Raw genomic sequence first — 26639 nt, forward strand, 5'->3', positions numbered from 1 at the left:
TTTTTATAAATATTTATAATAGTAGATAGAAAGAGGCGCTGCTCATGGGCTCACCGAAACACCTGCTCGCTACGTTGCAAGGGGCTAAGCAGGATCGTCCGCCCTTGTGGATGATGCGTCAGGCGGGACGCTATCTGCCCGAATATCGCGCCTTGCGGGAAACCAAGGGTGGGTTTCTGGAGCTATGCTATGACAGTGATGCCGCCGCTGAAGTGACATTGCAGCCCATCCGCCGCTTTGATTTTGATGGCGCTATTTTATTTTCCGACATTTTGGTCGTGCCCCATGCCTTGGGCCAAGATTTATGGTTTGAGGCGGGCGAGGGTCCGCGCTTGGCTCCCACATTGATCGATACGAGCCTATCTGCCCTAGAAGCGGCGCCACAGCGGCTAAACCCGATTTATGATACCGTGGCTAAGGTTGCAGCGGCTTTGCCGTCCCACACCACCTTTCTGGGCTTTATCGGCAGTCCGTGGACCGTGGCGACCTATATGGTGGCGGGGCAGGGGTCGAAGGACCAAAGCTTGGCTCGCCGCTTGGCCTATCGTGACCCCAAAGCCTTTCAGGAAATCATCGACGCGATCATCGATGTCAGCGTCACCTATGTGTCCGGCCAGATTCAACAGGGTGTTGAGGCGGTTCAACTATTCGATAGCTGGGCCGGCAGTCTGTCCCCCGCCCAATTTGACCAATGGGTGATCGCCCCGAACGCAGAAATTATTCGCCGCGTAAAGGCGTTGTATCCCGACACGCCGATTATCGGCTTTCCAAAGGGGGCAGGCAGCAAATTATTGTCCTATGCTGCCCAGACGGGGGCCGACGCGATTGGGCTGGATGAAACGGTGGATCCCCATTGGGCCCATGCCAATTTGCCAGCTGAATTGCCGGTGCAGGGGAATCTAGACCCATTGGCCTTGGTGACGGGCGGCGACGCGCTGGACCAAGCCGTGGATCATATTTTGGCGGCTTTTCCTGACCGCCCGCATGTGTTTAATCTGGGCCACGGCATTGTGCCCGATGCGCCTATCGCGCATGTGGAACAATTGATCAGGCGTGTTCGCGGTTAAGCGAGGTGCAAGATGATAGGATTTTTGGGAGTCACTATGCTGTGGGTTAAGGCAGGACATATTATTTTCGCCATTTTCTTGATGGCGGGATTGTTCATGATGCCGCGTTTCTTTGTCTATCATCATCAATGTGCGGTGGGGTCGGATGAAGACCGTAAATGGATAGAACGCGAAGATCGTTTACGCCGGATCATCTTAAATCCGTCCCTGGTTATCATTTGGGTGTTGGGGTTGATGCTGGCCGTCAATGGCGGTTTTTTTTCACAAGGATGGTTCCACGGAAAATTTTTGCTGTTGATCCTGTTGTCCGGCTATCATGGTTGGACGATCAGCTACTGCAAGAAATTGGCCAAAGGCTTGCGCCCCATGACGGAAAAGCGTTTGCGATTGGTCAATGAAATTCCTGGTGTTTTGGCGGCGATGATTGTGATTTTGGCTGTCGTGCGTCCGGGTTTTTAAACTTAGCACATCCTAATTTTCGCCCGATAATATCCAAAGGGTCGTCACGTCTGACGGCCCTTTTTCATGGGGTTGCTTCCTGCAATTTCTTGACGCTTTCCCGCATTTCGCGTAAAAGCATGTCACACCCGTTTCTTCGGGGACGGCGCATATTTGGCGCCGACACTATCAAAGCGATCCATGGCGGGCATAAATTGCAGCTGTGGATTGGTGAAACAGTCTTCCCCAGACTGGATAGGCACCGACCGGTGCGGCCTTATTTCCCAGATATATTCATGATTTGGATATCCCATGCATCTTAAAGAACTTAAACGTAAGTCGCCTGCTCAACTGGTCGAAATGGCCGAAGAATTGGGCGTTGAAAGCGCGTCGACGCTGCGTAAGCAGGATCTTATGTTTTCCATCCTCAAGGAATTGGCCGAAGAGGGTGAAGAAATTATCGGTTCGGGCACCATTGAAGTGTTGCCGGACAGCTTTGGCTTTTTGCGCAGCCCCGAGGCCAATTATCTGGCTGGTCCCGATGATATTTACGTGTCCCCCAATCAGGTCCGCAAATATGGCCTGCGCACCGGCGACACGGTCGAAGGCGAAATTCGCGCCCCCAAGGATGGCGAGCGTTATTTCGCGCTGACCAAGCTGATCAGCGTGAACTTCGACAGCCCCGAGGTTGTTCGCCACCGCGTGAATTTTGACAATCTCACGCCGCTATATCCGAACCAAAAATTGTCGTTGGATACGCTGGATGCGGCCAGCAAGGACAAGTCGGCCCGTGTGATCGATTTGGTCAGCCCGCAAGGCAAGGGCCAACGTGCCCTGATTGTCGCGCCGCCGCGCACGGGTAAGACCGTATTGTTGCAAAATATTGCCAAGGCGATCACCGACAATCACCCCGAAGTTTATTTGATCGTCCTGTTGATCGACGAACGCCCCGAAGAAGTCACGGACATGCAGCGCAGCGTGAACGGCGAAGTGGTGTCGTCAACCTTTGATGAACCCGCGACCCGCCACGTGCAGGTGGCCGAAATGGTCATCGAAAAGGCCAAGCGTTTGGTGGAACATAAAAAGGATGTGGTCATCCTGCTGGACTCCATCACCCGTCTGGGCCGCGCTTATAACACCGTTGTTCCGTCATCGGGCAAGGTGCTGACGGGTGGTGTGGATGCCAACGCCCTTCAACGCCCCAAGCGCTTCTTTGGTGCGGCGCGTAACATAGAAGAGGGTGGTTCGCTGTCGATTATCGCCACGGCCCTGATCGATACGGGCAGCCGTATGGACGAAGTGATCTTCGAAGAATTTAAGGGCACCGGTAACAGCGAAATCGTTCTGGACCGCAAGGTTGCGGACAAGCGCATCTTCCCTGCCTTGGATGTTGGCAAGTCCGGCACCCGTAAGGAAGAATTGCTGGTCGAGAAGAACAAGCTGTCCAAGATGTGGGTGCTGCGCCGCATCCTCATGCAAATGGGCACGGTCGACGCGATGGAATTCTTGCTCGACAAGATTAAGGACAGCAAAACCAACGAAGATTTCTTTGATTCTATGAATCAATAATCTTGGCAGGCTAATGGAAAATGAGGCTGGTCCTGAACATTCAGGGCTGGCCTTTTTTCTTGGCCTTCCCATTTAGGGTGGATGACACGCCTGAACCTAACCCGACCCGCGGTCGGCTGTGCAGATTATCCTGCTTTGGCCGAGCGGTTGAAATTTCTGAGCAATGATGCGGGGGAGATTGCCATTCCCACCCGCAATCGGCCCAAACAAGCCGAGCAGTTGATTGGCGGCGGCCTATATTTCATCATCAAACATATGCTGATGGGCAGGGTGGAGATATTGCGCTTTGACGACCGCCCCGACGGACGGATCGACATTGTCTGTCGTTTGCCGCTTCAGCGCGTCCGTGCGACGCCAAAAAGGGCGCATCAGGGTTGGCGATACCTGTCGGCGTGTGATGCGCCTCCTGTGATCGCTGAGGGCGATATGGGCGATGAATTCCCACCCCAATTGCTTAAGGAATTATCGGCCCTGATGCTGATTTAGGTTAATATGGTTTTTACGGCCATCCATTGTTCCACGCGAAACAATGGATGGCAGTTTTTACGATGGGGCAGGGACCGCTTGCCAGCACCTGTCACGACGGCCGTTAAGCCTGTGTCTGGCTCGCCAACATAGCGGCCATTTTTTCCCACACTTTGTTGATCGCTTTCAGCGGGCGCACCATGACCTTGAAATCGTCGATCAGGCCGTCGTCGTTCCAGCGAATAATATCGACGCCATTGATGTGTATGTCGTCAACTTTGCAGCTAAACTCGAGCATCGCCTGCTGCCCATCCACCAATTCGCGGACATATCGAAAATCATCGCCGCCCAGAACATGGCTGGCAGCGAACAAATAAGCGAAGACTTTGTCTTTGCCTATTTGCGGGCTGTGGACGACCGGTGAATGAAAAACCGCATCCTCAGCCAACATGGCTTTCAGGGCAGCGGGATCGCTACCCTGAGACATGAAGTCATGCCATGCGGTGATACCCGCCGAGGCGCTCACCCCAGATGATCCGCAAAGAAGGTACGGGTGCGTTCGTCGGCCAATTGGGCGCCTGCTTCATCACGGCGGTGGCCCATGGTAGCGGCAAAGCCATGATCCAGACCCTGATAGTCGTGAAGGGTCACTTTGCTATTGCCGTCCAACGCTTCGTGAATCTGCTTTTGTGCGGCATGGTCGACGAAATGATCTTCGGTCGGAATGTGCAGCATTAGCGGGTTGGCGATGGCATGGGATTCATCCAGCATGGTGTTGATCATCACGCCATAATAGCCAACCGAGGCATCAATGTCGGTGCGGGTCGCGGCCATATAAGCGAGGCGCCCACCCAGACAGAAACCGACGCAGCCAATCTTTTCCGCACCTTCGCTACGCAGCCAGCGGATGCTGGCTTCCAAATCCCTGACGCCGGCGTCGGCATCATATTGACCGAAATATCCCAAGGCTGTTTGAAATTCCGATTCAATGTCGGGGTTCAGTTCAACGCCCGGTGCAAAGCGCCAGAAAATATCTGGGGCCACCGCCAAATATCCCAGTGCAGCCCAGTCATCGACTTTTTTGCGGATACCGCCGTTCACACCGAAAATTTCTGGAATGACGATGATGGCTCCTTTGACGTCGCCAGCGGGGCGCGCCGCATAGGCGGGAATCTGTCCTTCGTCATTCAGGGCCTGAATTACTACATTGGTCGCCGACATTGAGCGTCTCTCCTGACTCTTGCTTATTACCGTTTAAAAAGCGAAGTTAGCGGTGGTTGCCTACAGGCTCAAGTCTGGGAGGAGAGTAAGATGAAATTCCATATCGAGATTGACTGCACCCCCGAAGAGGTCCGGCGCTTTATGGGCTTGCCGGACATGGCATCTGTGCATGAAAGCTATCAAAGCCAAATGAAGGATATGATGGGCAAAGGCATAACACCGGACATGGTGGAAACTATGGTGAAAAGCTGGTCGCCATTGGGACAAAATGGTTTGGATTTGCTGCGTTCTGTCATGTCTCCCTTCGCCGAGGGGAAAGAAGGCGGGGCAAAGGATAAGACGCAGCGGCCCGATCGAAAGAGTTGAATTAGGATTTTATGAACGAGACTATTTTTGCATTATCCAGTGGCATGCCACCGGCGGCCATTGCGGTAATACGGATTAGCGGACCATCAGCGGGCGTTGCTTTACAAGCTTTGGCTGGACGTATGCCAAAGCCCCGTCAGGCGTCTTTGGCGCTTTTGAAGGATCAAGATGGTCAGGCCTTGGATCATGCACTGATCCTGTGGTTCCCAGGTCCTGCGACCGCAACTGGCGAAGATTTGGCAGAACTTCATCTTCATGGTGGCCGCGCGGTTGTGGCGGCTGTTGAACGGCGTTTGGAGGAAATGGATGGGCTGAGGCCTGCACTGGCAGGCGAATTTACGCGTCGTTCTTTCATGAATGGCCGCATCGATTTGGCAGAGGCGGAGGGGCTGGCGGATCTGTTATCCGCTGAGACGGAGAGCCAAAGGGTGCAAGCGTTGGCGATGGCAAGCGGGCATATATCTCGCGCGGTCGAACAGTGGCAGGACAGGCTGTTGATGCTGATGGCCTATGCCGAAGCGGAGTTGAATTTTTCGGACGAAGACGATGTTGATGGTGGTGACATTGTCTCGACTAAGATCGTCCATGGTATGAAGGATCTGGCTTCTGAATGGAATGCTTGGCTGTCGCGACCTGTCGCGGAGATTATCTCCGAAGGTTTATCGGTGGTCATAGCAGGACCACCCAATGCCGGAAAATCGACATTGATCAATGCTTTGGCGCAGCGTGAACTGGCGATTGTATCGCCAATCGCAGGCACCACGCGGGACGTTGTGGAAACCACTTTGTCACTGGGCGGTATTGCGATGCGCTTTTCGGATACGGCGGGAATCCGTGCTGAGGCCGCAGATGCGATTGAGACCATCGGTATTGACCGTGCAAAGGCAGCGGTGGAGCGTGCCGATATTTTGCTGTGGCTTGGGGACGGTGGAGACGCACCAGCCCACGACCAATTGGTGCGCGTTGCGGCGCAATCGGATCGGCGCAGCAAGCAGGAAAATTGGAGCGAGATAGAAGCCCAAGCGGACATTGTGATTTCAGCAGCGACGGGTGAGGGGCTGGAGATGCTGCATGACCATATCGTCGCACTCGCCCGCAATATATTGCCCAACGAAGGGGAGGCGTCCCTTCGGCGGCGGCAACGAGCGGCATTGCTTCAAGCGCGGCAATGGTTGCAAGTACCCAGCGATAGTCGCGAGTCCAATGACCTGATTTTGCTTGCGGAGCGCCTGAGACTTGCATCGGTCAGCCTCAGCGAATTGACGGGCGGAAATGGTGTCGAAGCGATGCTGGATGCATTATTTGGTCGCTTTTGTATCGGAAAATGAAGCATCAGTTGCCGTGATGTTCCACGTGAAACATCGCGGCAGTAGACCAATGGGTCGACATCGGATATGGGCGATGTTGAGATGAACAAACCCCAAAATTATGATGTGATCGTCGTTGGCGGTGGTCACGCCGGAACCGAAGCTGCCGCCGCCGCTGCCCGCTTGGGTGTGCGCGTTGCGTTGGTCAGCTTTGACCCCCAGGTCATTGGTGCCATGTCTTGCAACCCTGCAATCGGAGGGCTTGGCAAAGGGCATTTGGTCAGGGAAATCGATGCGCTTGATGGCATGATGGCGCGGGCTTCCGATGACGCGGCTATACATTATCGGATGCTCAATGCGTCCAAGGGAGCGGCGGTTCAAGGACCACGTATCCAAGCCGATCGCAGTCTGTATCGCGATAGCATCCAGCGACAGCTCGCAGCCTATAGCAATTTGGATATCGTGGCTGGTGAAGCGGCGGCGCTTCACTTGGATGAGACTGACCAGATTGTTGAGGGAATTATTCTGGCCGACGGGCGTAGCTTGCTAGCGCCCAACGTCATTCTGGCAACTGGTACTTTCTTGGGCGCGCGTATGTTCCGAGGGGAGGAGCAGCATGATGGCGGCCGTGTTAATGAAGCAAGCTCGCATCGTTTGGCTGAGCAACTACGGGAAAAAAATCTGCCGATGGCACGGCTGAAAACGGGCACGCCACCACGTCTGGATGGGCGAACCATCGATTGGGCGCGGCTGGAGGTTCAGCCATCGGACGGCGAGCACTGGACATGTTCCACGTGGAACAGTGAGCGGACGGTTCCGCAAATTTTCTGCGCAATAACCCGTACCAACCCACGCTCCCACCAGATTATCCGCGATAATTTGCATCGGTCGCCCTTATTCACGGGAGCGATTGGCGCAAAAGGGCCGCGCTATTGTCCGTCATTGGAAGATAAGATTCATCGCTTCGCGGATAGGGACAGCCATCAAATATTCTTGGAGCCAGAGGGGCTGGATACACATCTTGTTTATCCCAATGGCGTATCGACATCGTTGCCCCATGAGGTTCAGGTTGAACTTTTGCGGACGATGGAGGGGTTAGAAAAGGTTGATATTGTGGTGGCGGGTTACGCTGTCGAATATGACCATATTGATCCGCGCGCCCTCGATCGGACGTTGCAACTTCGTGCCATTGATGGGCTTTATTGTGCGGGCCAGATTAACGGAACCACTGGATATGAAGAAGCGGCCGCGCAAGGTTTGATCGCCGGAACAAATGCTGCCTTGCGAGCCATGGGTCGGAGTCCTTTTGTTCTTGACCGCTCCATCAGCTATATTGGTGTCATGATCGACGATCTGGTCTTGCAAGGGGTGACCGAACCTTATCGCATGTTGACGGCCAGAGCCGAATATCGTTTGCGTTTGCGTGCCGACAATGCGGCCACCCGATTGACCAATATCGGCATTGCCGTGGGCTTGGTTGGACCGGAGATTGCGTCGGTGCATCAGGCCCGCCAAGCGCAGCGGGCTGCTATTATTCGCTTATTAGAGGTGCCCGTTTCGACGGCGGATTATCGCACCTTGAATCTGACACTTCCGGCAGACGGAGTTGTTCGCAAGCGAGTCGAGCTTTTGCGGTTTCCGAATATGACGATGGACATGCTTGTTCAAATTGCGCCGGAGTTGGCGGAGATGGATAAGTTTCTGTTGGCGGAGGCAATAGAGGATGCGCATTACGCACCCTATATTGCGCGGCAGGAAGCCGAGCTGCGTTCACTGGCCGCCAATGAAGCTGTGATGTTGGATGCCGCAATGGATTATAATGAAATCGGGGGCTTATCTCGCGAGATGGTAGAGCGTTTGACAATGGCCAAGCCAGAGACATTGGGGCAGGCGGCCCGTATCGAAGGGGTCACGCCAGCGGCGTTGACAGCGATTATGGTCCACAGCAAGCGTCGTGCAGCATGACTGACATTTTAGGCAGCGAGGAATCTGCGCAGCAATGGTTTCGGGATCGATTTGCGCTGGCGCCGGAGCGCTGGGGCCAGTTGGAAGAATATGGGCGGCTGCTGACCGAAGAGAATGAACGGCAAAATTTGGTCGCTGCGTCAACGCTGCCCAATTTATGGGTGCGACATTTGGCGGATAGTGCTCAATTGCTGAATCATGTGAACGGGCCGATCCATTCTTGGATGGACTTGGGAAGTGGCGCTGGCTTGCCAGGCCTCGTCATTGCTATTTTGAGTGATGCACCAGTCTATTTGGTTGAGTCCCGTAAGCTGCGCTGCCAGTTTTTACGGGATGTCGCTGAAAAGCTGAATCTGCCCAACGTTCATGTTATGGAATCACGGCTAGAGCTAGTTCCATCACAGCCGATCTCGGTCATTAGTGCTCGTGCTTTCGCGCCGTTGGACAAGTTGATGGGTCTGGCGCGCCGTTTTGCTACGGAAGAGACCGTCTGGTTGTTGCCAAAAGGGCGAAATGCCCAAATCGAGCTAGCCACAATGCCGCAACGCTGGCAGACTATGTTTCACGTGGAACAAAGCCTAACGGACGCTGACAGCCGGATATTAGTGGGACGGGGGCAGTTTCCGACAACGAAGCGAGAAAAGAAATGATACGCATCGCTGTAGCGAACCAAAAAGGCGGGGTAGGGAAGACAACGACGGCGATCAACCTAGCCACAGCCTTGGCTGCCACGGGCTGGCGGACGTTGATTATCGATCTGGACCCGCAAGGAAATGCCTCAACGGGATTGGGCATTACCAAAGCCCAGCGCGAATTGACCAGCTATGAATTGCTTCGCCGTGAAGTTAGCTTGAGCGAAGCCTTTGTTCGCACCGCTGTTCCGCGTCTCGATATCATTCCGGCGACCGTTGACTTGTCTGGTGCAGAGATTGAGTTGGTTGAATTTGGTGACCGTCTTCACCGTTTGCAACAGGCGTTAACCGAAGCAGATTCTGCACAATGGGACATATGTTTGATCGACTGCCCGCCATCCTTGGGTATGTTAACACTGAACGCATTGATCGCGGCAGAGGCATTGGTCGTCCCACTGCAATGTGAATTTTTTGCGCTGGAAGGGCTGAGCCAGTTGCTGACCACCGTGGAACGGGTACGGGCGCGGTTTAACCCAGAATTGACGATTTTGGGTGTCGCGTTGACGATGTTTGATCGCCGCAATCGATTGACCGATCAAGTAGCGGACGATGTTAGGGAATGTTTGGGCCCTGTGGTGTTCGAAACGGTTATTCCCCGTAATGTGCGCTTGTCAGAAGCCCCTAGTCACGGCCTGCCCGCGCTAATTTATGATCATCGTTGCCCCGGCTCGGCGGCCTATATTGCATTGGCGCGTGAACTGATTGATCGCCTTCCCAGCTTAAGTGAGGCTGCATGATGTCTGACACGGAAAAGAACACAGCATCCGTTGTTCCACGTAAGCGCCCATCGGGTTTGGGACGTGGGCTGAGCGCCTTGTTTGGCGACGCTGCGGTGGAATCCCCGGTACAGCCTGTCTCCACCCCGCAAGTGAGTACGGGATATGTCGAACGGCCCGCCACTGCTGAAAATAATAGAGCGACGGGGGATAGTGTTCAGCATGTTCCGGTGAATGCTATTCATCCATTACCCGGTCAGCCCCGCCGAAAATTTGATGAAACCGCCATTTCTGAATTGGCTGAGTCTATCAAACTGCGTGGTGTCCTCCAGCCGATTATCGTGCGGCGTTCACCGGATGGCGATGGGTATCAGTTGGTGGCCGGTGAACGGCGTTGGCGGGCATCGCAAAGTGCGGGCTTGGACCATGTACCTGCATTGGTTCGCGATCTTGACGATGCGGCGACCTATGAAATTGCGTTGGTTGAAAATATTCAACGCCAAGATTTAAATGCCATCGAAGAAGCCAGTGCTTACCGTAAGCTGATCGAGGATTTCGGTCATAATCAAGAAGCGCTGGCGCGATTGGTGGGGAAATCACGCAGTCATGTCGCTAATTTGATGCGCTTGTTGGACTTGCCAGATTCGGTTCAAACATTGGTAGGCGACGGCGCATTGGCCATGGGCCATGCACGCGCGCTCATTGGTGTTGAATCCGCGGCTGATATTGCCCAGCGTGTGGTCAAAGAGGGGCTGTCTGTTCGGGCCGTTGAAACATTGGTTCGTGAAGGCAAAGGTGCGTCCACGACCAAGGCCCCGCGTGCCGAAACTATTCCAGCGGAACGGGACGCCGATATTCAGGCTGTAGAATGCCATTTGTCGGAGTTGCTGGGCATTGCGGCGAGCATTCAATATTTTGGTGACGGCAAAGGTGCCCTGACCTTAAAATTTGGGACACTGGATCAACTGGATATGATTTGTCAGCGATTGTCTGGGGAATCGATCTAAGTTTCGGGCGTTCAGCAGTAGAATATATAAAAAGGGGGCAGAGCATCACAGCACTGCCCCCTTTTTGTTTCACGCGAAGCGCTGATTAATAGCGTTCAAGCTGAACCGGCAAAGATTTATATCCATGCACAAAGCAAGCATGAACCCGTACAGGTTCACCCACAACATGGGCACGCAGGCGCAGGCGCTGCATTTCGGAAATCAGCGTGGTTAGTTGAAGTTCGGCAATACGCGCGCCCACACAGCGGTGAATGCCATAGCCAAAGGCCAAGTGACGGCGTGCATTATGGCGATCGACGATGATCTTATCGCCTTCGGGAAAAATACTCTCATCCCGATTGCCAGAGGCGTACCACAAAGCCAATTTGTCGCGTTTGCGAATTTGGTGACCGAAGAGCTCGACATCTTCGGTTGCAGTGCGGCGCATATGGGCCAATGGGGTTTGCCAACGAATGATTTCGTGCATGGCATTAACCGCCAGATCGGGTGCGTGATTTTCCTCTAATTTACGGCGTTCGTCAGGGAATTGGTCCAAGCCATAGACAAAGGCCGACATGCTGTTGCGCGTGGTGTCATTGCCGCCCACAATCAACAAGGTCAGATTGCCCATAAATTCTTGTTCGCTCATATGCTTCATCGCGTCCGAGCGTAACATCATGGAAATCAGGTCATGTTCGCCTGGCTTTTGAATCTTTTCTTCCCATAACTGGCGAAAGGCCGCGCCCATTTCAAAGGCCTGAAGAAGGCGCGCATGACGTTCTTCGTCGCTATGCATCGTTTCCACATCGCCCAAAGCGTCCGACCAGTTGGTGAGATTATGGCGCGTTTCCCATGGAAAATCGAACAAGATGGCCAACATCTGTGTGGCCAATTCTTTGGAAACAAGTTCGACCCAATCGAAGGTTTCGCCCAAGGGCAGAGATTCCAGCAACTCGCGTGTTCGCATCAATGTGTTGCTACGCAGGCGTTCAATTTCTGCTGGGCCAAATGCTGGTGCCACGGTGCGGCGCTGGGCGCTATGTTGCGGCGGGTCCATCGCAATGAACATGGGCATGGCGATATCGCCTTCCTTCATATGTTCAATGCCATCGCCAGCCACCGTAATGCCGCCATATTCCCAAGAGGATGAGAAGATTTTTGGCAAAGCTTCGACATGCTGAATCGGTTGATAGGTTGTGACGGACCAATAAGGCCCAAATTTTGATTCAGGCGTGTAGTGAATGGGGCTGTTGGCGCGTAGATGCGCCATAGGTTCTTGCCAGCGATCCTCGCTCCACAATTCGGCTCTACTGACGTCAAGGGGATCTAGAACGGGGGATTCTACACGATATTGGGTCGCCATAGGGGCACTCCTCTCCTTTGCCGTCTTGTGCGGCCGATAGGTTTTAGAATGCCACTATTTACAATTTTGTCAACGGCGCTCGCAATGGAATATAAATTGTCATGAATAGCAGGGAAATCAGCGGGATACAGCCCGCCAAAACCGCCAATCCCCGCTTCCCAGCACCCCACGACGGAACAAGCGGACAGACAAGTTGATCATCACGCCAATCCAGATCATTTGCCACATAAGGGCGAGTCCATGGACCCATAAATTGCTGTCCACCGCTGCGCGCCCCAGCATGGCATAGGGTGTGGTAAAGGGGATAATCTGGGCCAACAGACCCATATGTCCGTCCATGCCGCCAGCCACGCTGGATGCGGCCAACATAAAGGCCATCATTTGCAAAATGACGAGTGGAAAGCTGAGCATCTGGACCTCGCGGGGGGAGGAGGCGAGGCCGCCCATGCCCAGAAATAGCGATCCGTAGAGCAAGAAGGTGCATATGGTATAAGCCATAGCCAAGAGGGAATAGACCGCCCAGCCAACCGCTGGTGCGACATTTTGTGTCAAAGAGTGTTCATGTGTCAGTGGGGCTTGCAGCGCGGCGCCTTGCAATGCTGCGCCGTCGCCGCTGAGGATCTGGGAAAAGGCAAAGGCCGTGCCGCCCAAACTGCCTAGCAACCCCCAAAAGACAACAAAGATGACCCCAACCCCCATCATCGCCAATAATTTTCCCAGAAACACGCTTTCCAGCGGAACTGCGGCGGCCAAAATTTCGATGACTTTATTGGCCTTTTCTTCGGCGATGCCGCTGGTGGCTTGGGACACAATGAGCAGCGTCAGCATGAAAATGGCCGTGATGCTGAGCATGGCGATCATTTTCGCACTATTGAAATCATGCCCATTTTTGGCAGAGGCTGGAAAGGGGACAACGCGCAATTCTGCCGTGGGTGTTTTTACTGCCCCTAGGCCGCGTTCCAGCACCGCTTGTCGGGCCAGCAACCGCAGATATTCACCAGAACGCGAATCCCTGCGGCGATCGAGAATCTGGGGCTTGTCCAAACTGCCATACAGCATGGCAGTGCGCTCACGGCCAGATTGGTTGAATATGGCATCATAATTCGGCTGAGCGGAGGGGGGAACCCGATATTCGATGCGGAGCGGCTGCGAATCTGCTGCCATATTGGCGCGCAGCAGATCGTCTGATCGCTTGGCCAACATCAACTCTTGATGCGGCAAGACCACTGCCAGCATCTCCTTGTTGCGTTCGGCTTGCATGATGCTGGAACTGCCAAGAGTGGAAAATAAGCCCAATCCCATGAAGAATAAGGGCGCGAGCAGGAAAAGAAGGAAGCTGGGCGTGGCAACAATGGCCATGAAGTCGCGCCGCGCCACGGTAATGCTGTTCCAGAAAAACATCTTCATGCGCGAAGATTCCCATCATCAGTTTCGGCTTGTTGGACAATATGCACAAAGGCTTCATGCAGCGCAGGGTGATCGATCGACAGTCCGGCTATGCCAAAGGGCGTGGCCAATAATCGGGTAAGCAGTGGCTCAATATCGGCTTCTGCCATGGTAAAATGCCAGCGGTCGGAGCGCCATATGGCACCTTGTGGTAACAGCGCCTCTTGTTCCGCCAGCCTGTCCTTCATGCGGGGGGCATAGCTGAGCTGCATGGGCAGCAAAGCGCGGGCCTGATCCACGCTGCCCTGAAAACGGAGGCGCGACTTGGCGATAATGCTGATTTGGTCGCACAAACGCTCGGCATGGGCCATGACATGGGTGGAAAATAAGATCGTCGCGCCGCGTTGCTGTTCGCGCAAGACCAAGGATTCCAGCCGGCCTTGGTTGATGGGGTCCAGACCCGAAAAAGGCTCGTCCAGCACGATCAATTCCGGCTGGTGGACAATCGCCCCTAGCAATTGCACCATTTGCGCCATGCCTTTGGACATGTTTTTGATTTTCAGATCAATGGCGTGATCCAGCCCTACCTCGTCCATCAAAGCGGCACCGCGTCGGCGACCTTCCTTCCATGGCAAACCGCGCAGGGCGCCTAGAAAGCCAATGATATCGCGCGCCTTCATATTGGCATACAGGCCTCGCTCCTCCGGCAAATAGCCAACCGCATGGCGCACGGACGCTGGATTCTGGCCGCCCAACAGGGTGGATGATCCCTGATCTGGGTCAATGATACCCAAGGTCATGCGAATGCTGGTGGTTTTACCCGCACCATTGGGGCCAAGCAGGCCGTAAATACTGCCGCGTGGAACTTGCAGGCTGAAATCATCAACCACCGTTTTGCCATTGAATATTTTCGTCAAACCGCTGGTTTCGATACTGAAATCCTGCAATGCCATGCTCTCGCCCTAAATGGTTCTGACGTCGGTAACGATCAGTTGCGGGTACTGGCGGATTACCAGTTTCATGACGGCAAATATGGCACAGCCGCAAAGCTGCTGTATAGGACGAAGATCATGTCGACTTCATCCCAAACCATCATGACGCCTTCGCTCGAGAGCCGTCTAGAAAGCGCAGCGCGTGACCTCGGCTTTGTCGCCTTTGGGATAGCCGATGCGGATGCTGCGCCGCATACGGTCAAACGCTTGGCGCAATGGCTGGCTGATGGTTGCCATGGCGACATGATCTGGATGGAAAGCCGAGCGGAACAACGCGGTTCGCCCAAGGGACTATGGCCCGATGTGCAATCGGTCATCAGTCTGGGCATGAGCTATGCGCCCACTGAGGACCCTATGGCATTGGCGCAACATGCGGATATTGGGCGTATTTCTGTTTATGCGCAGGGCGCCGACTATCATGACATTGTCAAAAAGGCGCTGAAAGCCTTGGCGCGCTGGATGGTGACGGAGATTCCCGATCTGCAACTCAAGCTGTTTGTCGATACCGCGCCCGTCATGGAAAAACCGTTGGCCGAGGCGGCGGGTTTGGGATGGCAAGGCAAGCATAGCAATTTGGTCAGCCGAGACCATGGCAGTTGGCTGTTTTTGGGGGCGATTTATGTCAGTGTGGCGCTGAAGCCCTCTGTGGCCGGGCGCGACCGCTGCGGCAGCTGTGATGCGTGTCAGCGCATTTGCCCAACCAACGCCTTTCCCGCGCCTTATCAGGTCGATGCACGGCGCTGTATTTCCTATCTGACCATCGAACATGACGGCCCGATTCCTGAAGAATTGCGCCAAGGCATTGGCAATCATATTTATGGCTGTGACGACTGCCTGAGTGTGTGCCCGTGGAATAAATTTGCCCAAAGCGCCCATCGGCACCGTGCCTTTTTGCCGCGCGCCGAATTAAGTGCGCCGGAATTGGGTGATATTTTACCCTTGGATGACCCAAGCTTTCGCCAGATTTTCGCCGGATCACCGATTAAGCGCATTGGCCGCAATCGCATGGTGCGCAATGCGGCCATCGCGGCCGGAAACAGCGGGAATAATAGCTATATCCCGATTTTGACGCAATTATGCGGCGATGAATCGGCGATGGTCGCGGACGCCGCGACATGGGCCTTGGCGCAATTGCGGCGTCGTTAAGTCGTTAGGCGGCCGCCTGCGCCGGTTCAGCGCCGCTGAAGCGATTGGGCGCAGCGATTGATATCGGCATCGCGGCCATCGGGGCTGCGGGCATCGACATGAGTTGCCACGGGGGCGGCACCATTGCTGGGGGGATAGATATAGACATCCATCACGCAGGCCGCGCCAACAAATTGCATTTTCCGGCCTGCGCCTTCTGTTACGTCCAAACGGGGGCGTCCCATGGATCGGCTGAGGGCATCGGCGCTTTGACCAATCAGCATATTATGCTGGACGGGGCGTACCACGGGCACTGGGGTGGGCGTGGTCACCACTGGGCGCGGCGGAATTTTCCCCGTGTGGCCGCCCGAACGGGGAATCGCGGGGCCAGCACAGCCCGCCAGAATCACGGATAGCAAGGCAAGGGACAGGCTGGTCCGGATGGTGGGACGGTTCATAATCATGCCTCGTGACGCAGGTGGAAGAGATGGGTTGCCATAGCCGCGCTCATCAGCGGGGCCAAGAAGTTGACGACAGGAATAGAGAGGCTTGCGGCAGATAACAGACCAAGCCCCCACCGTGCTGGCGCAGCCAAGGGTTTCGCATGGGGGTGGCGTGCGCGCACCATGGCTTCCAAATCATGGCCCAGCAGCCATGCGTTGACCAGCAAGACCAGAATCGGTGTTCCTACGCCCGTTGGTAATAAAATCAGATAAGCGGGCAGGGCGATAATATTGACCCCCAAGAATCGCCCCGCAGACCGCAAACCCAATATTATGCTGCGCCGATAGCCCACCGGAACGGCAGTCATGCGGGCGGCGGGGTAATGGCGGTCCTCGACATCTTCGACAATTTGGTCGGTAAACAGGCCGATGACAAAAATGGCGATACCGCGAAACAGCAGCCACATGACGAATATCGCCGCCAAGACCATCAGTATCTCGGCCATATTTTGGGTGTTATGATCCAATAATCCGCTATGCAGCGTCAATTGCCGGAGGCCCCAAAAGAGCATCGCCCCTACCATCACAAGGATTAACATGGTCAGCGCGATGCTGCGTAACAATAAGCGAACAATATGCGGGCGCGGCAAATCGCGCAGCGCCAGCAACAGAGCTTTAAGAACAGGGACCATCCCCAAGAAATGAATCGATAAAGCTCGCTGGTCAAGCGCGGCGCTTGCGTAACGGACAGGCGGCCATTATGGGCTGGGGGCAAGAACTCCCCCATATTCCCATATATAGGATACCATATGTCTGCGTCCGCCCGTTTTGACGTCTTGGCGATAGGCAATGCGATTGTCGATGTGATCGCCCGCGCCAGCGATGAAGTCATTGAATCCGAAGGTTTGCTCAAGGGCGGTATGCGCCTGATTGATGCGGACGAAGCCGATCGCCTTTATGGCTTGATGGGCCCTGCCATTGAAATGTCGGGCGGATCGGCGGCCAATACTTTGGCAGGCATGGCGGCATTGGGCCGCAAGACCGCCTTTATTGGCCAAGTTGCCCAAGACCAATTGGGCGAGGTGTTCACCCATGATCTGCGCGCTTTGGGTGTTTCTTATGAAACACCCGCCTTGAGCGAAGGCGCGCCAACCGCGCGTTGCTTGATTCTGGTGACGCCGGATGGCCAGCGCACGATGAACACCTTCTTGGGTGCCAGCCATTTGCTGGACCAAGCGATGATTAAGGAAGAATGGATCGCAGACGCCGCCATATTATATCTGGAAGGCTATTTGTGGGATCCCCCACTGTCGCGTGCCGCGATGCGCCGTGCCATTGATGTGTCGCGTTCCGCAGGCCGCAAAGTGGCCTTCACCTTGTCCGACGCCTTTATCATCGACCGTCATGGCGATGATTTGCGCGGCCTGATCCGCGAAGGGCTGTTTGACATTTTGTTCGCCAATGAAGTCGAAATCTGCGCCTTGGCTGGCAGCGATGATTTTGACGCAGCGGTGGCGTCGGTGGCGGGCCAAGTGCCGTTGCTGGTGGTCACACGCGGCGAAAAGGGCGCGATTGCGGTGGTCAATGGCACCGAGGATATCAGCGTGGTAGCCGAAGCCATTGACGATGTGGTCGACACCACGGGTGCGGGCGATTTGTTCGCTGCCGGTTTCTTGTCGGGGCAAGCCGAAGGCCGTAGCATAGCGGATTGTTTGAAAATGGGTGCGATTTGCGCCCGTGAAATCATCGCGCAGGTCGGCCCGCGCGCCCAATGCGATTTGAAGGCAGAGGTTGCCGCCAAGCTGGCTTAAGCGGCCGCGTCAAAATATCGACATTCCCAAAAAAGGCCCTGTTCGACCAATCGAACAGGGCCTTTTTTATGCGTTTCCGGTGCATGATGACCGCGCGGATATTAGGTGGCAGTTTGACCGTTGGGTTGCTTTCGGAACAATTCGCGGTCTGCCGGACCAAAGCCGCGTGTCCAAATCAGCCATGCATAAATGGCAAGAATGATTGGAACGCCGATCAGCAATTCCGCCCATTCGGGCAATTTGGTCGCGCCCCAGCCCAGAATCGCGGCCCCAGCGGTCGCCCACACCAAGGCCCAGCGCAGGCTGTTGACCGGCGCATTCAGCAGGCGCGACAGCAAGCGTGATTTGACGACAGATGCGAAGCCCAGCGCCAGCATCAAGCCCAGCGCCACAGCGGCGGCATAAGTGATTTCGGGCAAATCGGCCCATTTGCAGGCCAATACCAACAAGATGCTGAAAAGGGCTTGAACGGCCAAGGTGCTGATGCTGACCAACAAATTTCGGATGCGGGCGATATAGACCAAGGCGGCTTCGCTGACGACGGCGGTGGCCGCGACCACTTCGGCGGCCAGCAAAAAGCCAAGCGCAGCGGCACCGACGACAAATTCTGGCCCTACCAGACCCATGATCGCTTGGCCCGGAATGCCCAAGGCGAGCGCGACGCCCGCTTGCGCCGCGATAATCCAAAAACCGACTTGGCTGACCTGCGCCGCGACCGCGCCCAAGCGGTTTTCAGCCAAATTGCGGGTGATGACCGGACCCAAAATCGGTTCAAAACTGGTTTTCAGCTTTTGCGGAAGCGACGCCACCTGCTGGGCCATATAATAAATGCCGCAGGTCGAGGTGGATGCAAATTGCCCCAGAATCAATAGGTCCAGACGGCGCGTGCCCCATTCAATGGCGTCCGCCGCCGCCAAAGGGGCGTTGCGGCGTGCCACTGCGATGAGGGTCGCCGGACGGGGGCGCCAGCCACGTGGACCGCCATAGTGGCGCACCATGGGCACCAAGGCCGTCAAAAAGGTGCAGATCATCGCTGCGGCATAGGACAGCATCAATCCATCGCGCACCGATACATACCAGAATCCGGCCGCCGCCCCGCTGATCACCCATGGTTCCACCACGGCGCGGGCGCGAACACTGGCGCCAATGTCATATTTATAGGCGCAGGCCGCCAAGGATATTTCGGTGCCCGCAATAAAGAACACCAAAAAGGCCAGCCAGCGGTCGACGCCGCCAATCTCAGCATTGGGGAACATCAGTTGCGGCACAAAAAACAACAAAGTGGATCCGATGGCCGACGCCAACAGGGCAACGAACATGCCGTCCCACACCACGGTGCGGTGATCGGCATTGGGCACGCTTAATTGTTCGGCCAAACCACGTTTCAGCCCCAAAGTCGCCAATTGCGCGACCAATTCGATGACCAGCACCGCAAAGGCAAAGCGCCCGACCGAGTCGGGGCCATACCAACGCCCTGCAAAATAGAGGAAGGGCATACGCGCGACCAAACGCAGCACAAATCCGAACACATTGGTCCGGCCGCCCTTGGCCAAGGTTGCTGTGTCGTTGTTGGTACGCGCAGCGTCATCAGCATGGCTTGTGGCATCGGTAGAGTCCATGATGCCAGAACCGCTGGGGTGCGCATGATCGGGATTGTTCGTCAAGCAAGCGGCCCTTCGTTCGCACCAACCCCGTAAAGGCTAGTCGATTTCGATGACATGGCAAGCTTTCTGGTCACGAAGCTGATGCTGCCCATGGGTTAGCGTCCCTCTGCTCGCAGCGGGCGATTCAGTAGGTCTTGAATGGCGTCGGCAACACTGATCTTGCCCGCCACCAAATCGGCCACGGCAGCGGTAATCGGCATATCAATGCCTTGGGCCTTGGCGGCGGCCGCGACCACAGGGGCACTGTGCGCGCCTTCGGCAATGGTGCGGCGGTCGGCCAGCAGGCTGTCGGCGCTGACCCCGCGTCCCAAGCCTTCACCCAGTGAAAAATTGCGCGAGTTGGACGAGGTGCAGGTCAGCACTAAATCGCCAAGGCCGGCCAGTCCTGCCAATGTTTCGGCCTGCGCGCCCCGCGTCATGCCAAAGCGAGTCATTTCGGCAAATCCCCGGCTGATCAATGCGGCGCGCGCGTTGAGGCCCAGTCCGGCCCCCTCGACGATACCGCACGCAATGGCCAAGATATTTTTAACTGCGCCTCCAATTTCGGCGCCCATCACGTCGGTGGAAATATAGGGGCGGAAATGCGGACGGGCGATGGCCTGTGCCAGCGCTTGCGCCAAATCGGCTTGTTCTGCGGCCAATGTCACAGCCGTGGGCAGGCCCGCTGCCACTTCATGGGCGAAGGTTGGCCCCGACAGCACTGCACAGGGGCGCTGCGGGAAAATATCCCGCGCAATATCGACTGGGAAAGCAAAACTGCCGGTTTCCATGCCCTTGCTGCACAATATCAACGGGGCGGGACTGTCTGGCAGCATGGCCAATGTAGAGCGCATGAACGGAACGGGAACGACGATCAGCAGCGCGTCCAAATCAACCATATCCGCCAAATTATCGATGGCGCTAAGCGATGGTGACAATTGGCTGTCTGGCAAAAACAGGGGGTTGCGATGGTCGGCGTTGATGGCGCTCACCACCTCTGTCTCGCGCGCCCATAAACGAACGGGGTCGCCCTCGGCGGCTAGCAATTGCGCCAAGGCGGTGCCCCATGCGCCGCCGCCCACCACACCAAAGCGAGAAAAATTCATACTCATGTTCATGCTTTGACTCCCGCGCCGCGTACGGTTTCGGCATTGGGGTCCAAGGGCCAGCGAGGACGCGCCGCGACGTCCAGTTCGTTGGTCAGGCCCTTGGCGAAACGCTCTGCGCCAGCCCATGCGATCATGGCGCCATTGTCGGTGCACAGCCACAAGGGCGGCGCGACAAAATCCTTGCCATATTCGGCAGCCAAGGCCGTCAAACCGGTTCGTATGGCTTGATTGGCCGCAACACCGCCCGCCACCACAAAGGCGGTGGCTTCAGGGCACGCGGCCAACGCCATGCGGCTGCGGTCGATCAGACAATCCACCACTGCTTGCTGAAAGGATGCCGCCAAATCTGCGGGGCTATGCTCCCCTGCGGCGACCGCGCGGGCGACGGCGCTTTTCAGTCCGGCAAAGGAAAAATGCGGTTCTTTGCTGCCCAGCAAGGGGCGGGGGAAGGGCACCGCCTTGGGGTTGCCGCCTTTGGCCAATGCTTCCACCGCTGGACCACCGGGATAGTCCAGCCCCAATAATTTGGCGGTTTTGTCAAAGGCTTCACCGGCCGCATCGTCAATGGTGGTTGCCAGACGGCGATAATCATCCACGCCGTTCACCAACAATAATTGGCAATGACCGCCCGACACCAGCAACAACAAATATGGAAAGGCCAGATTTTCATTGTCCAAACGGGGGCTGAGGGCATGACCTTCCAAATGATTGACCGCAATCAACGGCTTATTGGCGGCATGGGCCAAAGCTTTGCCCGTAACCAGCCCCACCATCACGCCGCCAATCAAGCCGGGGCCAGCGGTGGCGGCAATGGCGTCTACATCATCCAGCGTTAAACCTGCGTCGGCCAACACCCCTTGGACCAGCGGCGTCAGGCGGTCGACATGGGCGCGGGCGGCAATTTCCGGAACCACACCGCCAAAGGGGCGATGTTCTTCCTCTTGCCCCGCAACACGATGGGCTAAAATGCGTCGATTGCTGTCGACAAGTGCGGCTGCGGTTTCGTCGCAGCTTGATTCCAGGCCTAGGATAATAGTCATAATATAAGGCTTCCTTTACCCGCCCCTTTATCGAGAGAGCAAGTCACGCTAGCAGCATGGCATGATGCAATTGCCGAATCCCGAAAATCCGCTGCGTATTGGGACCCGCGCTTCCCCTTTGGCGATGGCTCAGGCCAATATGACGGTGGCGGCACTTATCGCAGCCCATGGATTGACGCCAGAGTCTTTGCAAATTGTGCCGATGACGGCAACGGGCGACCGGATTTTGGATCGCGCCTTGGCCGAGGTGGGCGGCAAAGCCTTGTGGACGCGGGAATTGGATTTCGCGCTGGACGGGCACCAGATTGATATTGCCGTGCACAGCCTGAAGGACGTCGAAACCGAACGCGATGCCCGCTTTGCCTTGGGTGCGATGCTGGAACGTGCCGATCCACGCGACCGTTTGGTTGTGCCAGCCGGTCAGACGGCGGCATCGATTCTAGATTTGTCGGCCGGAACACGTCTTGGCACCAGCAGCCCGCGCCGCGCCGCGCAGGTGCGCCGGATTCGCCCTGATATTCAAACCAAATTGCTGCGCGGCAATGTCGCCACCCGTTTGTCGCGTTTGGCAGAAGGAGATGTGGACGCCACCTTGCTGGCGGCTGCGGGGTTGGACCGTTTGGGTATGTATGGTGTCGGCCATGTACAAGAACGGCAGTTGCTGCTGCCTGCGGCGTCGCAGGGCGCGATTGGTATTGAATGCCGCTCGGACGACAGCGACACTTTGGCGTTGATCCATGCCATCAACCATCAACCCACTTATGCCGCCGTCGCTGCCGAGCGCGCCTTTTTGGCGGGGCTGGGCGGTGATTGCCGATCACCTGTGGCGGCGCACGCGCATTTTATGGACAATGGGGCGTTGTGGTTGGACGCCGAAATTTACGCCGCGGATGGTAGCGACTGCGTTGCCAACAGCACAGTGGTGCAAGATGAGAATAGCGCCAAGGATTTGGCACGGCAGATGTTGGACGCCGCATCGACTGATATTCGCGCGCTATTTGGGGGCTGACGTCATGGCCCCCATCTTGTCTGCGCCCTCCCTGCCTTTGCTGATCATCCGTCCGCAACCCGTCGCAGAGCAAAGCTGCCAGCGCGCTCAGGCTTTGGGACTGGATGCCCACAGCCTGCCATTATTTGCCGCACAGGCGATACGGTGGGCGGTGCCAGATATCGCGCCCTATGACGCATTATTGGTGACCAGCGCCCAAGCCATGCGCTTGGGCGGTGCTGGTTTGCAGCAATTGCTGCCGCTGCCTGTCTATGCGGTGGGTGCGGCGTCTGCCGATGCAGCGCGCGCCAAAGGTTTTCGCGTGGAACAAGTGGGCGACAGCGATGGTCAAACCTTGTTGGGCGAGATGCAGACCAAGGGAATTCGCACGATTCTATGGTTGAACGGGCGGGACCATAGCGTCTTGGATGGTGGATTGGCGCAATTGCACCGTCTGCCTTGCTATGCGGTGGACCGTATCGCGCCGCCGCCGCAATGGCATGATTTGGTGAAGAACGAGGCGGTGCTGATGGCCCATTCGACACGGGCTGCGGAATATCTGAATGATCTTGTCCCAAGCCCGCGTGATCACCTAACTTTGATCGCGATCAGCAGCAAAGTTGCGGCTGCCGCAGGGGCAGGATGGGGACAAATGCTCGTCGCTGATCATCCCACCGATGCGGCAATGTTGGCAGTGGCGGCGAAATTATGCCACAAGCAGCCCCATTAAGGTCGCTTGAAAGTCATGCATGTCCGTTGAACCTTTAGAAACACCAACTCCGCAAACCCCGCCGCCGCCGCGGGGCCTTTCCGCACGGACCGTCGCTTTTGGATCTTTGCTGATCTTGCTGCTCGGCGTCTTTGGCGGCGGTTGGGCGGTGAATTATTTGGTCAATGACGGCAAAATGCCCGATGTGACCAGCGATATTTTGGGCCAAACCCCTACGTCCGACACGGCTGCGCCCACACCGTCGATGGTGATGCCGGTGGCCAATGGTACGGCATCCCCCAATGATGAAGCCGCATTGGCTGCGCGGGTGAATGATTTAGAACATCGTCTGGCGCGTATCAGCTTGGAAGCACAATCGGCATCGGGCAATGCCACGCGTGCCGAAGGGTTGCTGGTGGCGTTTGCAGCGCGCCGTGCCCTCGATCGCGGATTGCCGCTGGGCTATTTGGACCCGCAATTGCGTCTGCGCTTTGGGGATGCCCAGCCGAATGCGGTCAAAACCATCATTGATGCGGCGCGTGACCCGATCACCATCGAGCAATTGCGCGGCGAGCTGGAGGCCTTGGTTCCCCAGTTGATGGGGCAGGTCGGCGGCAATAGCGAAAGCTTTTGGACGGCTGTACGCCGCGAATTTGGCGAATTGGCCATTTTGCGTAGCGCCAACAGCGTACCGACCAGCGGCAAAGAGCGGTTGGAACGCGCCCGTCGCTATCTGACGGCGGCGCAGGTTGATAAAGCCATTGCCGAAGTGGAAGCGATGCCGGGGGCCAAGGCGGCCAGCGAGTGGCTGATCGACGCCCGCCGCTATCATGAAGCGCGCCGTGCACTGGATTTGGTGGAAACGGCGGCGATTCTGGAACCACGCGAAAGTACCTCTGTGTCCGCTGCGGCAGCGGACGAAGGCACAGATCCCGCTGGGGCCGATGGCGTTTCTGCGCGGGCCGCAAGACCTTGAAGATCGATAAAGTGCAAAGGCATAGATAAAAAAAAGGGGGCAGGGACATCTAATCCCTGCCCCTTTTTTTAATGGCTTATTGTTCCACCCCCAATTGGGACAGGATGAAGGCATAGCTTTCTGCGGTTTCACGCAGCGATGACCAGCGACCTGATTTGCCGCCATGGCCCGCGCCCATGTTGGTGCGCAAAAGCAGCGTGGAGTCGTTGGTGCGGGTTGCGCGCAGCTTGGCTACCCATTTCGCGGGTTCCCAATAGGTTACGCGGGGATCGTTCAGTCCTGCGGTCACCAGCATTGGCGGATAGGCCTTGGCCGTCACATTTTCATAAGGGCTGTAGGAGCGGATATAGTCATAAGCCGCTTTGTCGGTGATCGGGTTGCCCCATTCGGGCCATTCCCCGGGGGTCAAAGGCAGGTCTTTGTCGATCATCGTGTTGACCACATCGACAAAGGGCACATCGGCCAGCACCGCGCCCCATAATTCGGGCGCTTCATTATATACCACGCCCATCACCTGACCGCCAGCGCTGCCGCCTTCGATCGAGATTTTGCCCGCGCTGCTATATTTGCGGTCAATCAAACCGCGCGCTGCGTCGATGAAATCGTTGAAGGTGTTTTTGCGTTGGTTGGTCTTGCCCGCCAGATACCAACGCCGACCCAAATCATCGCCGCCGCGCACATGGGCGATGGCATAGATCATGCCGCGATCCAGCAACGACAGGCGCGTTGTCGAAAAGCCTGGCGATACGCGATACCCATAGCTGCCATAGGTATAAAGGTGCAGCGGCGCGCTGCCGTCCAATTTTGTGTCTTTGTGATAGACCAAGGACACGGGAATGGTCGCACCATCGCGGGCGGGGATGCTAACCCATTCGGTTCGATATTGTTCGGAATTGTAACCGGATGGGATTTCCTGAACCTTCAGCGTTTCCAGCTTTTGCGTTGCCAAATCATAATCATAGACCGTATCGGGCGTGATCATCGATTCATAACCGATGCGCAATTTATCCTGATGATATTCGGGATTGTCGCCCAGACCCGCGACATAGGTTGCTTCGGGAAAGGCGATGCGGCCTGGCGTCAGCGGTGTTTCATAGCGGCGGATATCAATTTGATCCAAGCCGCCTTCGCGGGTCTCCAGCACGAAATAATCGCGGAAAATTGCCAAATCTGTGATGTAGACATCATCCGATCCGGCAATCAACGTGCTCCAATCATTCGGCTTGTCGATGCTGGCTGTGGCGACGCGGAAATTATCATGGTCATCATTGGTCAGAATATACAGACGGCCATCGCGTTCATCGACGCTATATTCGCGGCCTTTCTTGCGGGCCGACACCAGCATCGGCTTGGCGGTCACATCATTGGCGGGCAATAAATAGGCTTCGCTGGTTTCATTATCGCCTGTTGCGATGACGATATAATTATCCGCGGCTGTTTGCCCAATACCCACCGCAAAGCCGATATCCTGTTCTTGGAACAACAGCTTATCTTCGCTGACTGGTGTTCCCAATTTGTGCATCCGCACATTGTCGGTGCGCCAATTTTCATTGGCCAGACCATAAAGAACCGTATCATTTTGTGCATTCCACACAATGGCAGACAAGGTTCCGGGAATGACGTCGGGCAGCAATTCTCCGCTTTCCAGATCGCGGAAGCGCACCTCAAAGCGTTCGGAGCCATTATCGTCATAACCATAGGCCAAAATTCGCCCATTGGGGGAAATAGACGCCTGACCCAGACGGAAATATTCTTTGCCATCCGCCAAGGCGACTTCGTCCAATATCAACTGGGTGTCACCGCCCGCGACGGGTTTGCGGTACCATTTCTTATATTCCGCACCCTCTTCATATTCGATCCAATAAAGCCAATCGCCATCCTTTTGCGGAACGCTGCTGTCCGCTTCTTTGATGCGGCCCTTCATTTCCTGAAACAGCGTTTCCACCAAGGGCTGATGCGGCTTCATGACGGAGTCATAATAGGAATTTTCGGCGTTCACATAGGCCAGCACATCTTTGTCATCTACGGTGGGATAGCTTTGATCGCGCAGCCAATGCCATGGGTCTGACACGGACTGGCCATGCAGTTCAAATTGATAGGGGCGCTGTTCGGCGACGGGTGCCGCAGGCAGGGTGGTCAATTTTGATTCTTTCTCATGGGCATTTGCGCCCGTTGTTATGACAAGCGGGGTAGCAATTGCGGCTAAAAACATCCAAATAGGCAGCATCATTGTCACTCCCGCATTCACGGTCAATGGTGGTT

26 protein-coding genes are annotated in these 26639 nt (G+C 56.0%); 15 read left to right on the forward strand and 11 right to left on the reverse strand.

The annotated features are described in order from the left end of the window. The first annotated feature begins 44 nt into the window (after positions 1–44). The 4 genes from hemE to LKO31_RS02865 all read left to right on the forward strand — a co-directional run bounded on the left by hemE (position 45) and on the right by LKO31_RS02865 (position 3560). Positions 45–1067 carry a uroporphyrinogen decarboxylase gene (hemE, locus tag LKO31_RS02850; RefSeq protein ID WP_227688570.1) on the forward strand — a complete coding sequence of 341 codons (1023 nt, stop codon included), beginning with the start codon at positions 45–47 and terminating at the stop codon, positions 1065–1067. Between the two features lie 36 nt (positions 1068–1103). Further along, positions 1104–1526: a CopD family protein gene (locus tag LKO31_RS02855; RefSeq protein WP_265104526.1), complete on the forward strand. Its 423-nt coding sequence runs from the start codon at positions 1104–1106 to the stop codon at positions 1524–1526. Positions 1527–1817: 291 nt separating this feature from the next. Continuing rightward, positions 1818–3074 (forward strand): transcription termination factor Rho, encoded by a 1257-nt coding sequence (gene rho, locus LKO31_RS02860; RefSeq protein WP_227688571.1) that lies wholly within the window; start codon positions 1818–1820, stop codon positions 3072–3074. An 81-nt stretch (positions 3075–3155) separates the two neighbouring features. Beyond that, the gene (locus LKO31_RS02865) at positions 3156–3560 is read left to right on the forward strand and encodes a DUF1489 family protein (RefSeq protein WP_227688572.1); all 405 of its coding nucleotides are present in this window, start codon (positions 3156–3158) and stop codon (positions 3558–3560) included. Between the two features lie 103 nt (positions 3561–3663). Here the strand turns inward: LKO31_RS02865 and LKO31_RS02870 are convergent, their stop codons facing one another. Further along, on the reverse strand, positions 3664–4065 hold the full coding sequence (locus LKO31_RS02870; RefSeq protein ID WP_320443471.1) for a nuclear transport factor 2 family protein: 402 nt from the start codon (positions 4063–4065) through the stop codon (positions 3664–3666). After that, positions 4062–4760 carry a dienelactone hydrolase family protein gene (locus LKO31_RS02875; protein ID WP_227688574.1) on the reverse strand — a complete coding sequence of 233 codons (699 nt, stop codon included), beginning with the start codon at positions 4758–4760 and terminating at the stop codon, positions 4062–4064. The genes LKO31_RS02870 and LKO31_RS02875 overlap by 4 nt, the downstream gene beginning before the upstream one ends. Before the next feature lie 90 nt (positions 4761–4850). On the opposite strand from LKO31_RS02875, the gene LKO31_RS02880 reads away from it, so the two are divergent. From LKO31_RS02880 to LKO31_RS02905, 6 genes are all read left to right on the forward strand, one after another. Continuing rightward, entirely contained in the window at positions 4851–5126 is a 276-nt protein-coding gene (locus LKO31_RS02880) for a DUF6489 family protein (RefSeq protein ID WP_227688575.1), read from the forward strand. 11 nt (positions 5127–5137) lie between these two features. Continuing rightward, complete coding sequence (gene mnmE / locus LKO31_RS02885) at positions 5138–6454, forward strand: tRNA uridine-5-carboxymethylaminomethyl(34) synthesis GTPase MnmE (RefSeq protein ID WP_227688576.1); 1317 nt, start codon at positions 5138–5140, stop codon at positions 6452–6454. A gap of 81 nt (positions 6455–6535) precedes the next feature. Further along, positions 6536–8398, forward strand: coding sequence for a tRNA uridine-5-carboxymethylaminomethyl(34) synthesis enzyme MnmG (gene mnmG, locus LKO31_RS02890; protein WP_227688577.1), 1863 nt, complete (start codon positions 6536–6538; stop codon positions 8396–8398). Then, a complete protein-coding gene (rsmG, locus tag LKO31_RS02895; RefSeq protein ID WP_227688578.1) occupies positions 8395–9048 on the forward strand; it encodes a 16S rRNA (guanine(527)-N(7))-methyltransferase RsmG in 654 nt (217 codons plus the stop codon). Before mnmG ends, rsmG begins: the two co-directional genes overlap by 4 nt. Next, a complete protein-coding gene (locus LKO31_RS02900) occupies positions 9045–9827 on the forward strand; it encodes a ParA family protein (protein WP_227688579.1) in 783 nt (260 codons plus the stop codon). Before rsmG ends, LKO31_RS02900 begins: the two co-directional genes overlap by 4 nt. Further along, positions 9827–10813, forward strand: a complete 987-nt coding sequence (locus tag LKO31_RS02905) for a ParB/RepB/Spo0J family partition protein (RefSeq protein WP_227689550.1) — start codon at positions 9827–9829, stop codon at positions 10811–10813. The genes LKO31_RS02900 and LKO31_RS02905 overlap by 1 nt, the downstream gene beginning before the upstream one ends. An 85-nt stretch (positions 10814–10898) precedes the next feature. On the opposite strand, the gene LKO31_RS02910 is transcribed toward LKO31_RS02905, so the two are convergent. The 3 genes from LKO31_RS02910 to LKO31_RS02920 all read right to left on the reverse strand — a co-directional run bounded on the left by LKO31_RS02910 (position 10899) and on the right by LKO31_RS02920 (position 14494). After that, positions 10899–12155, reverse strand: a complete 1257-nt coding sequence (locus LKO31_RS02910; protein WP_227688580.1) for a cytochrome P450 — start codon at positions 12153–12155, stop codon at positions 10899–10901. Positions 12156–12272: 117 nt separating this feature from the next. Next, positions 12273–13562 carry an ABC transporter permease gene (locus LKO31_RS02915; RefSeq protein WP_227688581.1) on the reverse strand — a complete coding sequence of 430 codons (1290 nt, stop codon included), beginning with the start codon at positions 13560–13562 and terminating at the stop codon, positions 12273–12275. After that, entirely contained in the window at positions 13559–14494 is a 936-nt protein-coding gene (locus LKO31_RS02920) for an ABC transporter ATP-binding protein (protein ID WP_227688582.1), read from the reverse strand. The genes LKO31_RS02915 and LKO31_RS02920 overlap by 4 nt, the downstream gene beginning before the upstream one ends. A 117-nt stretch (positions 14495–14611) precedes the next feature. On the opposite strand from LKO31_RS02920, the gene queG reads away from it, so the two are divergent. Beyond that, positions 14612–15679, forward strand: a complete 1068-nt coding sequence (gene queG, locus LKO31_RS02925) for a tRNA epoxyqueuosine(34) reductase QueG (RefSeq protein WP_227688583.1) — start codon at positions 14612–14614, stop codon at positions 15677–15679. Between the two features lie 26 nt (positions 15680–15705). Here queG and LKO31_RS02930 read toward each other — a convergent pair whose 3' ends face one another. Together LKO31_RS02930 and LKO31_RS02935 are read right to left on the reverse strand one after the other, a co-directional pair. Next, entirely contained in the window at positions 15706–16116 is a 411-nt protein-coding gene (locus LKO31_RS02930) for a hypothetical protein (RefSeq protein ID WP_227688584.1), read from the reverse strand. A 2-nt stretch (positions 16117–16118) separates the two neighbouring features. Continuing rightward, positions 16119–16793, reverse strand: a complete 675-nt coding sequence (locus LKO31_RS02935) for an EI24 domain-containing protein (protein ID WP_227688585.1) — start codon at positions 16791–16793, stop codon at positions 16119–16121. 117 nt (positions 16794–16910) lie between these two features. On the opposite strand from LKO31_RS02935, the gene LKO31_RS02940 reads away from it, so the two are divergent. Beyond that, positions 16911–17912, forward strand: a complete 1002-nt coding sequence (locus tag LKO31_RS02940; protein WP_227688586.1) for an adenosine kinase — start codon at positions 16911–16913, stop codon at positions 17910–17912. A gap of 101 nt (positions 17913–18013) precedes the next feature. Here LKO31_RS02940 and LKO31_RS02945 read toward each other — a convergent pair whose 3' ends face one another. From LKO31_RS02945 to tsaD, 3 genes are all read right to left on the reverse strand, one after another. After that, a complete protein-coding gene (locus tag LKO31_RS02945) occupies positions 18014–19531 on the reverse strand; it encodes a lipopolysaccharide biosynthesis protein (protein WP_227689551.1) in 1518 nt (505 codons plus the stop codon). Between the two features lie 140 nt (positions 19532–19671). After that, complete coding sequence (locus LKO31_RS02950; RefSeq protein ID WP_227689552.1) at positions 19672–20667, reverse strand: NAD(P)H-dependent glycerol-3-phosphate dehydrogenase; 996 nt, start codon at positions 20665–20667, stop codon at positions 19672–19674. 2 nt (positions 20668–20669) lie between these two features. Beyond that, positions 20670–21704 (reverse strand): tRNA (adenosine(37)-N6)-threonylcarbamoyltransferase complex transferase subunit TsaD, encoded by a 1035-nt coding sequence (gene tsaD / locus LKO31_RS02955; RefSeq protein ID WP_227688587.1) that lies wholly within the window; start codon positions 21702–21704, stop codon positions 20670–20672. Between the two features lie 61 nt (positions 21705–21765). Between tsaD and hemC the strand changes: the two genes are divergently transcribed. Genes hemC through LKO31_RS02970 form a run of 3 tightly spaced genes read left to right on the forward strand, consistent with a single transcriptional unit; the run spans position 21766 to position 24377 of the window. Next, positions 21766–22713, forward strand: coding sequence for a hydroxymethylbilane synthase (hemC, locus tag LKO31_RS02960; protein WP_227688588.1), 948 nt, complete (start codon positions 21766–21768; stop codon positions 22711–22713). Positions 22714–22717: 4 nt separating this feature from the next. Continuing rightward, complete coding sequence (locus tag LKO31_RS02965) at positions 22718–23422, forward strand: uroporphyrinogen-III synthase (protein WP_227688589.1); 705 nt, start codon at positions 22718–22720, stop codon at positions 23420–23422. 19 nt (positions 23423–23441) lie between these two features. Next, a complete protein-coding gene (locus tag LKO31_RS02970; RefSeq protein ID WP_227688590.1) occupies positions 23442–24377 on the forward strand; it encodes an MICOS complex subunit MIC60 in 936 nt (311 codons plus the stop codon). Positions 24378–24453: 76 nt separating this feature from the next. On the opposite strand, the gene LKO31_RS02975 is transcribed toward LKO31_RS02970, so the two are convergent. Further along, on the reverse strand, positions 24454–26589 hold the full coding sequence (locus LKO31_RS02975; RefSeq protein ID WP_407699248.1) for a S9 family peptidase: 2136 nt from the start codon (positions 26587–26589) through the stop codon (positions 24454–24456). Positions 26590–26639 lie beyond the last annotated feature (50 nt).

This window comes from Sphingopyxis yananensis (genome assembly GCF_020687785.1).
Taxonomy (GTDB): Bacteria; Pseudomonadota; Alphaproteobacteria; order Sphingomonadales; family Sphingomonadaceae; genus Sphingopyxis; species Sphingopyxis yananensis.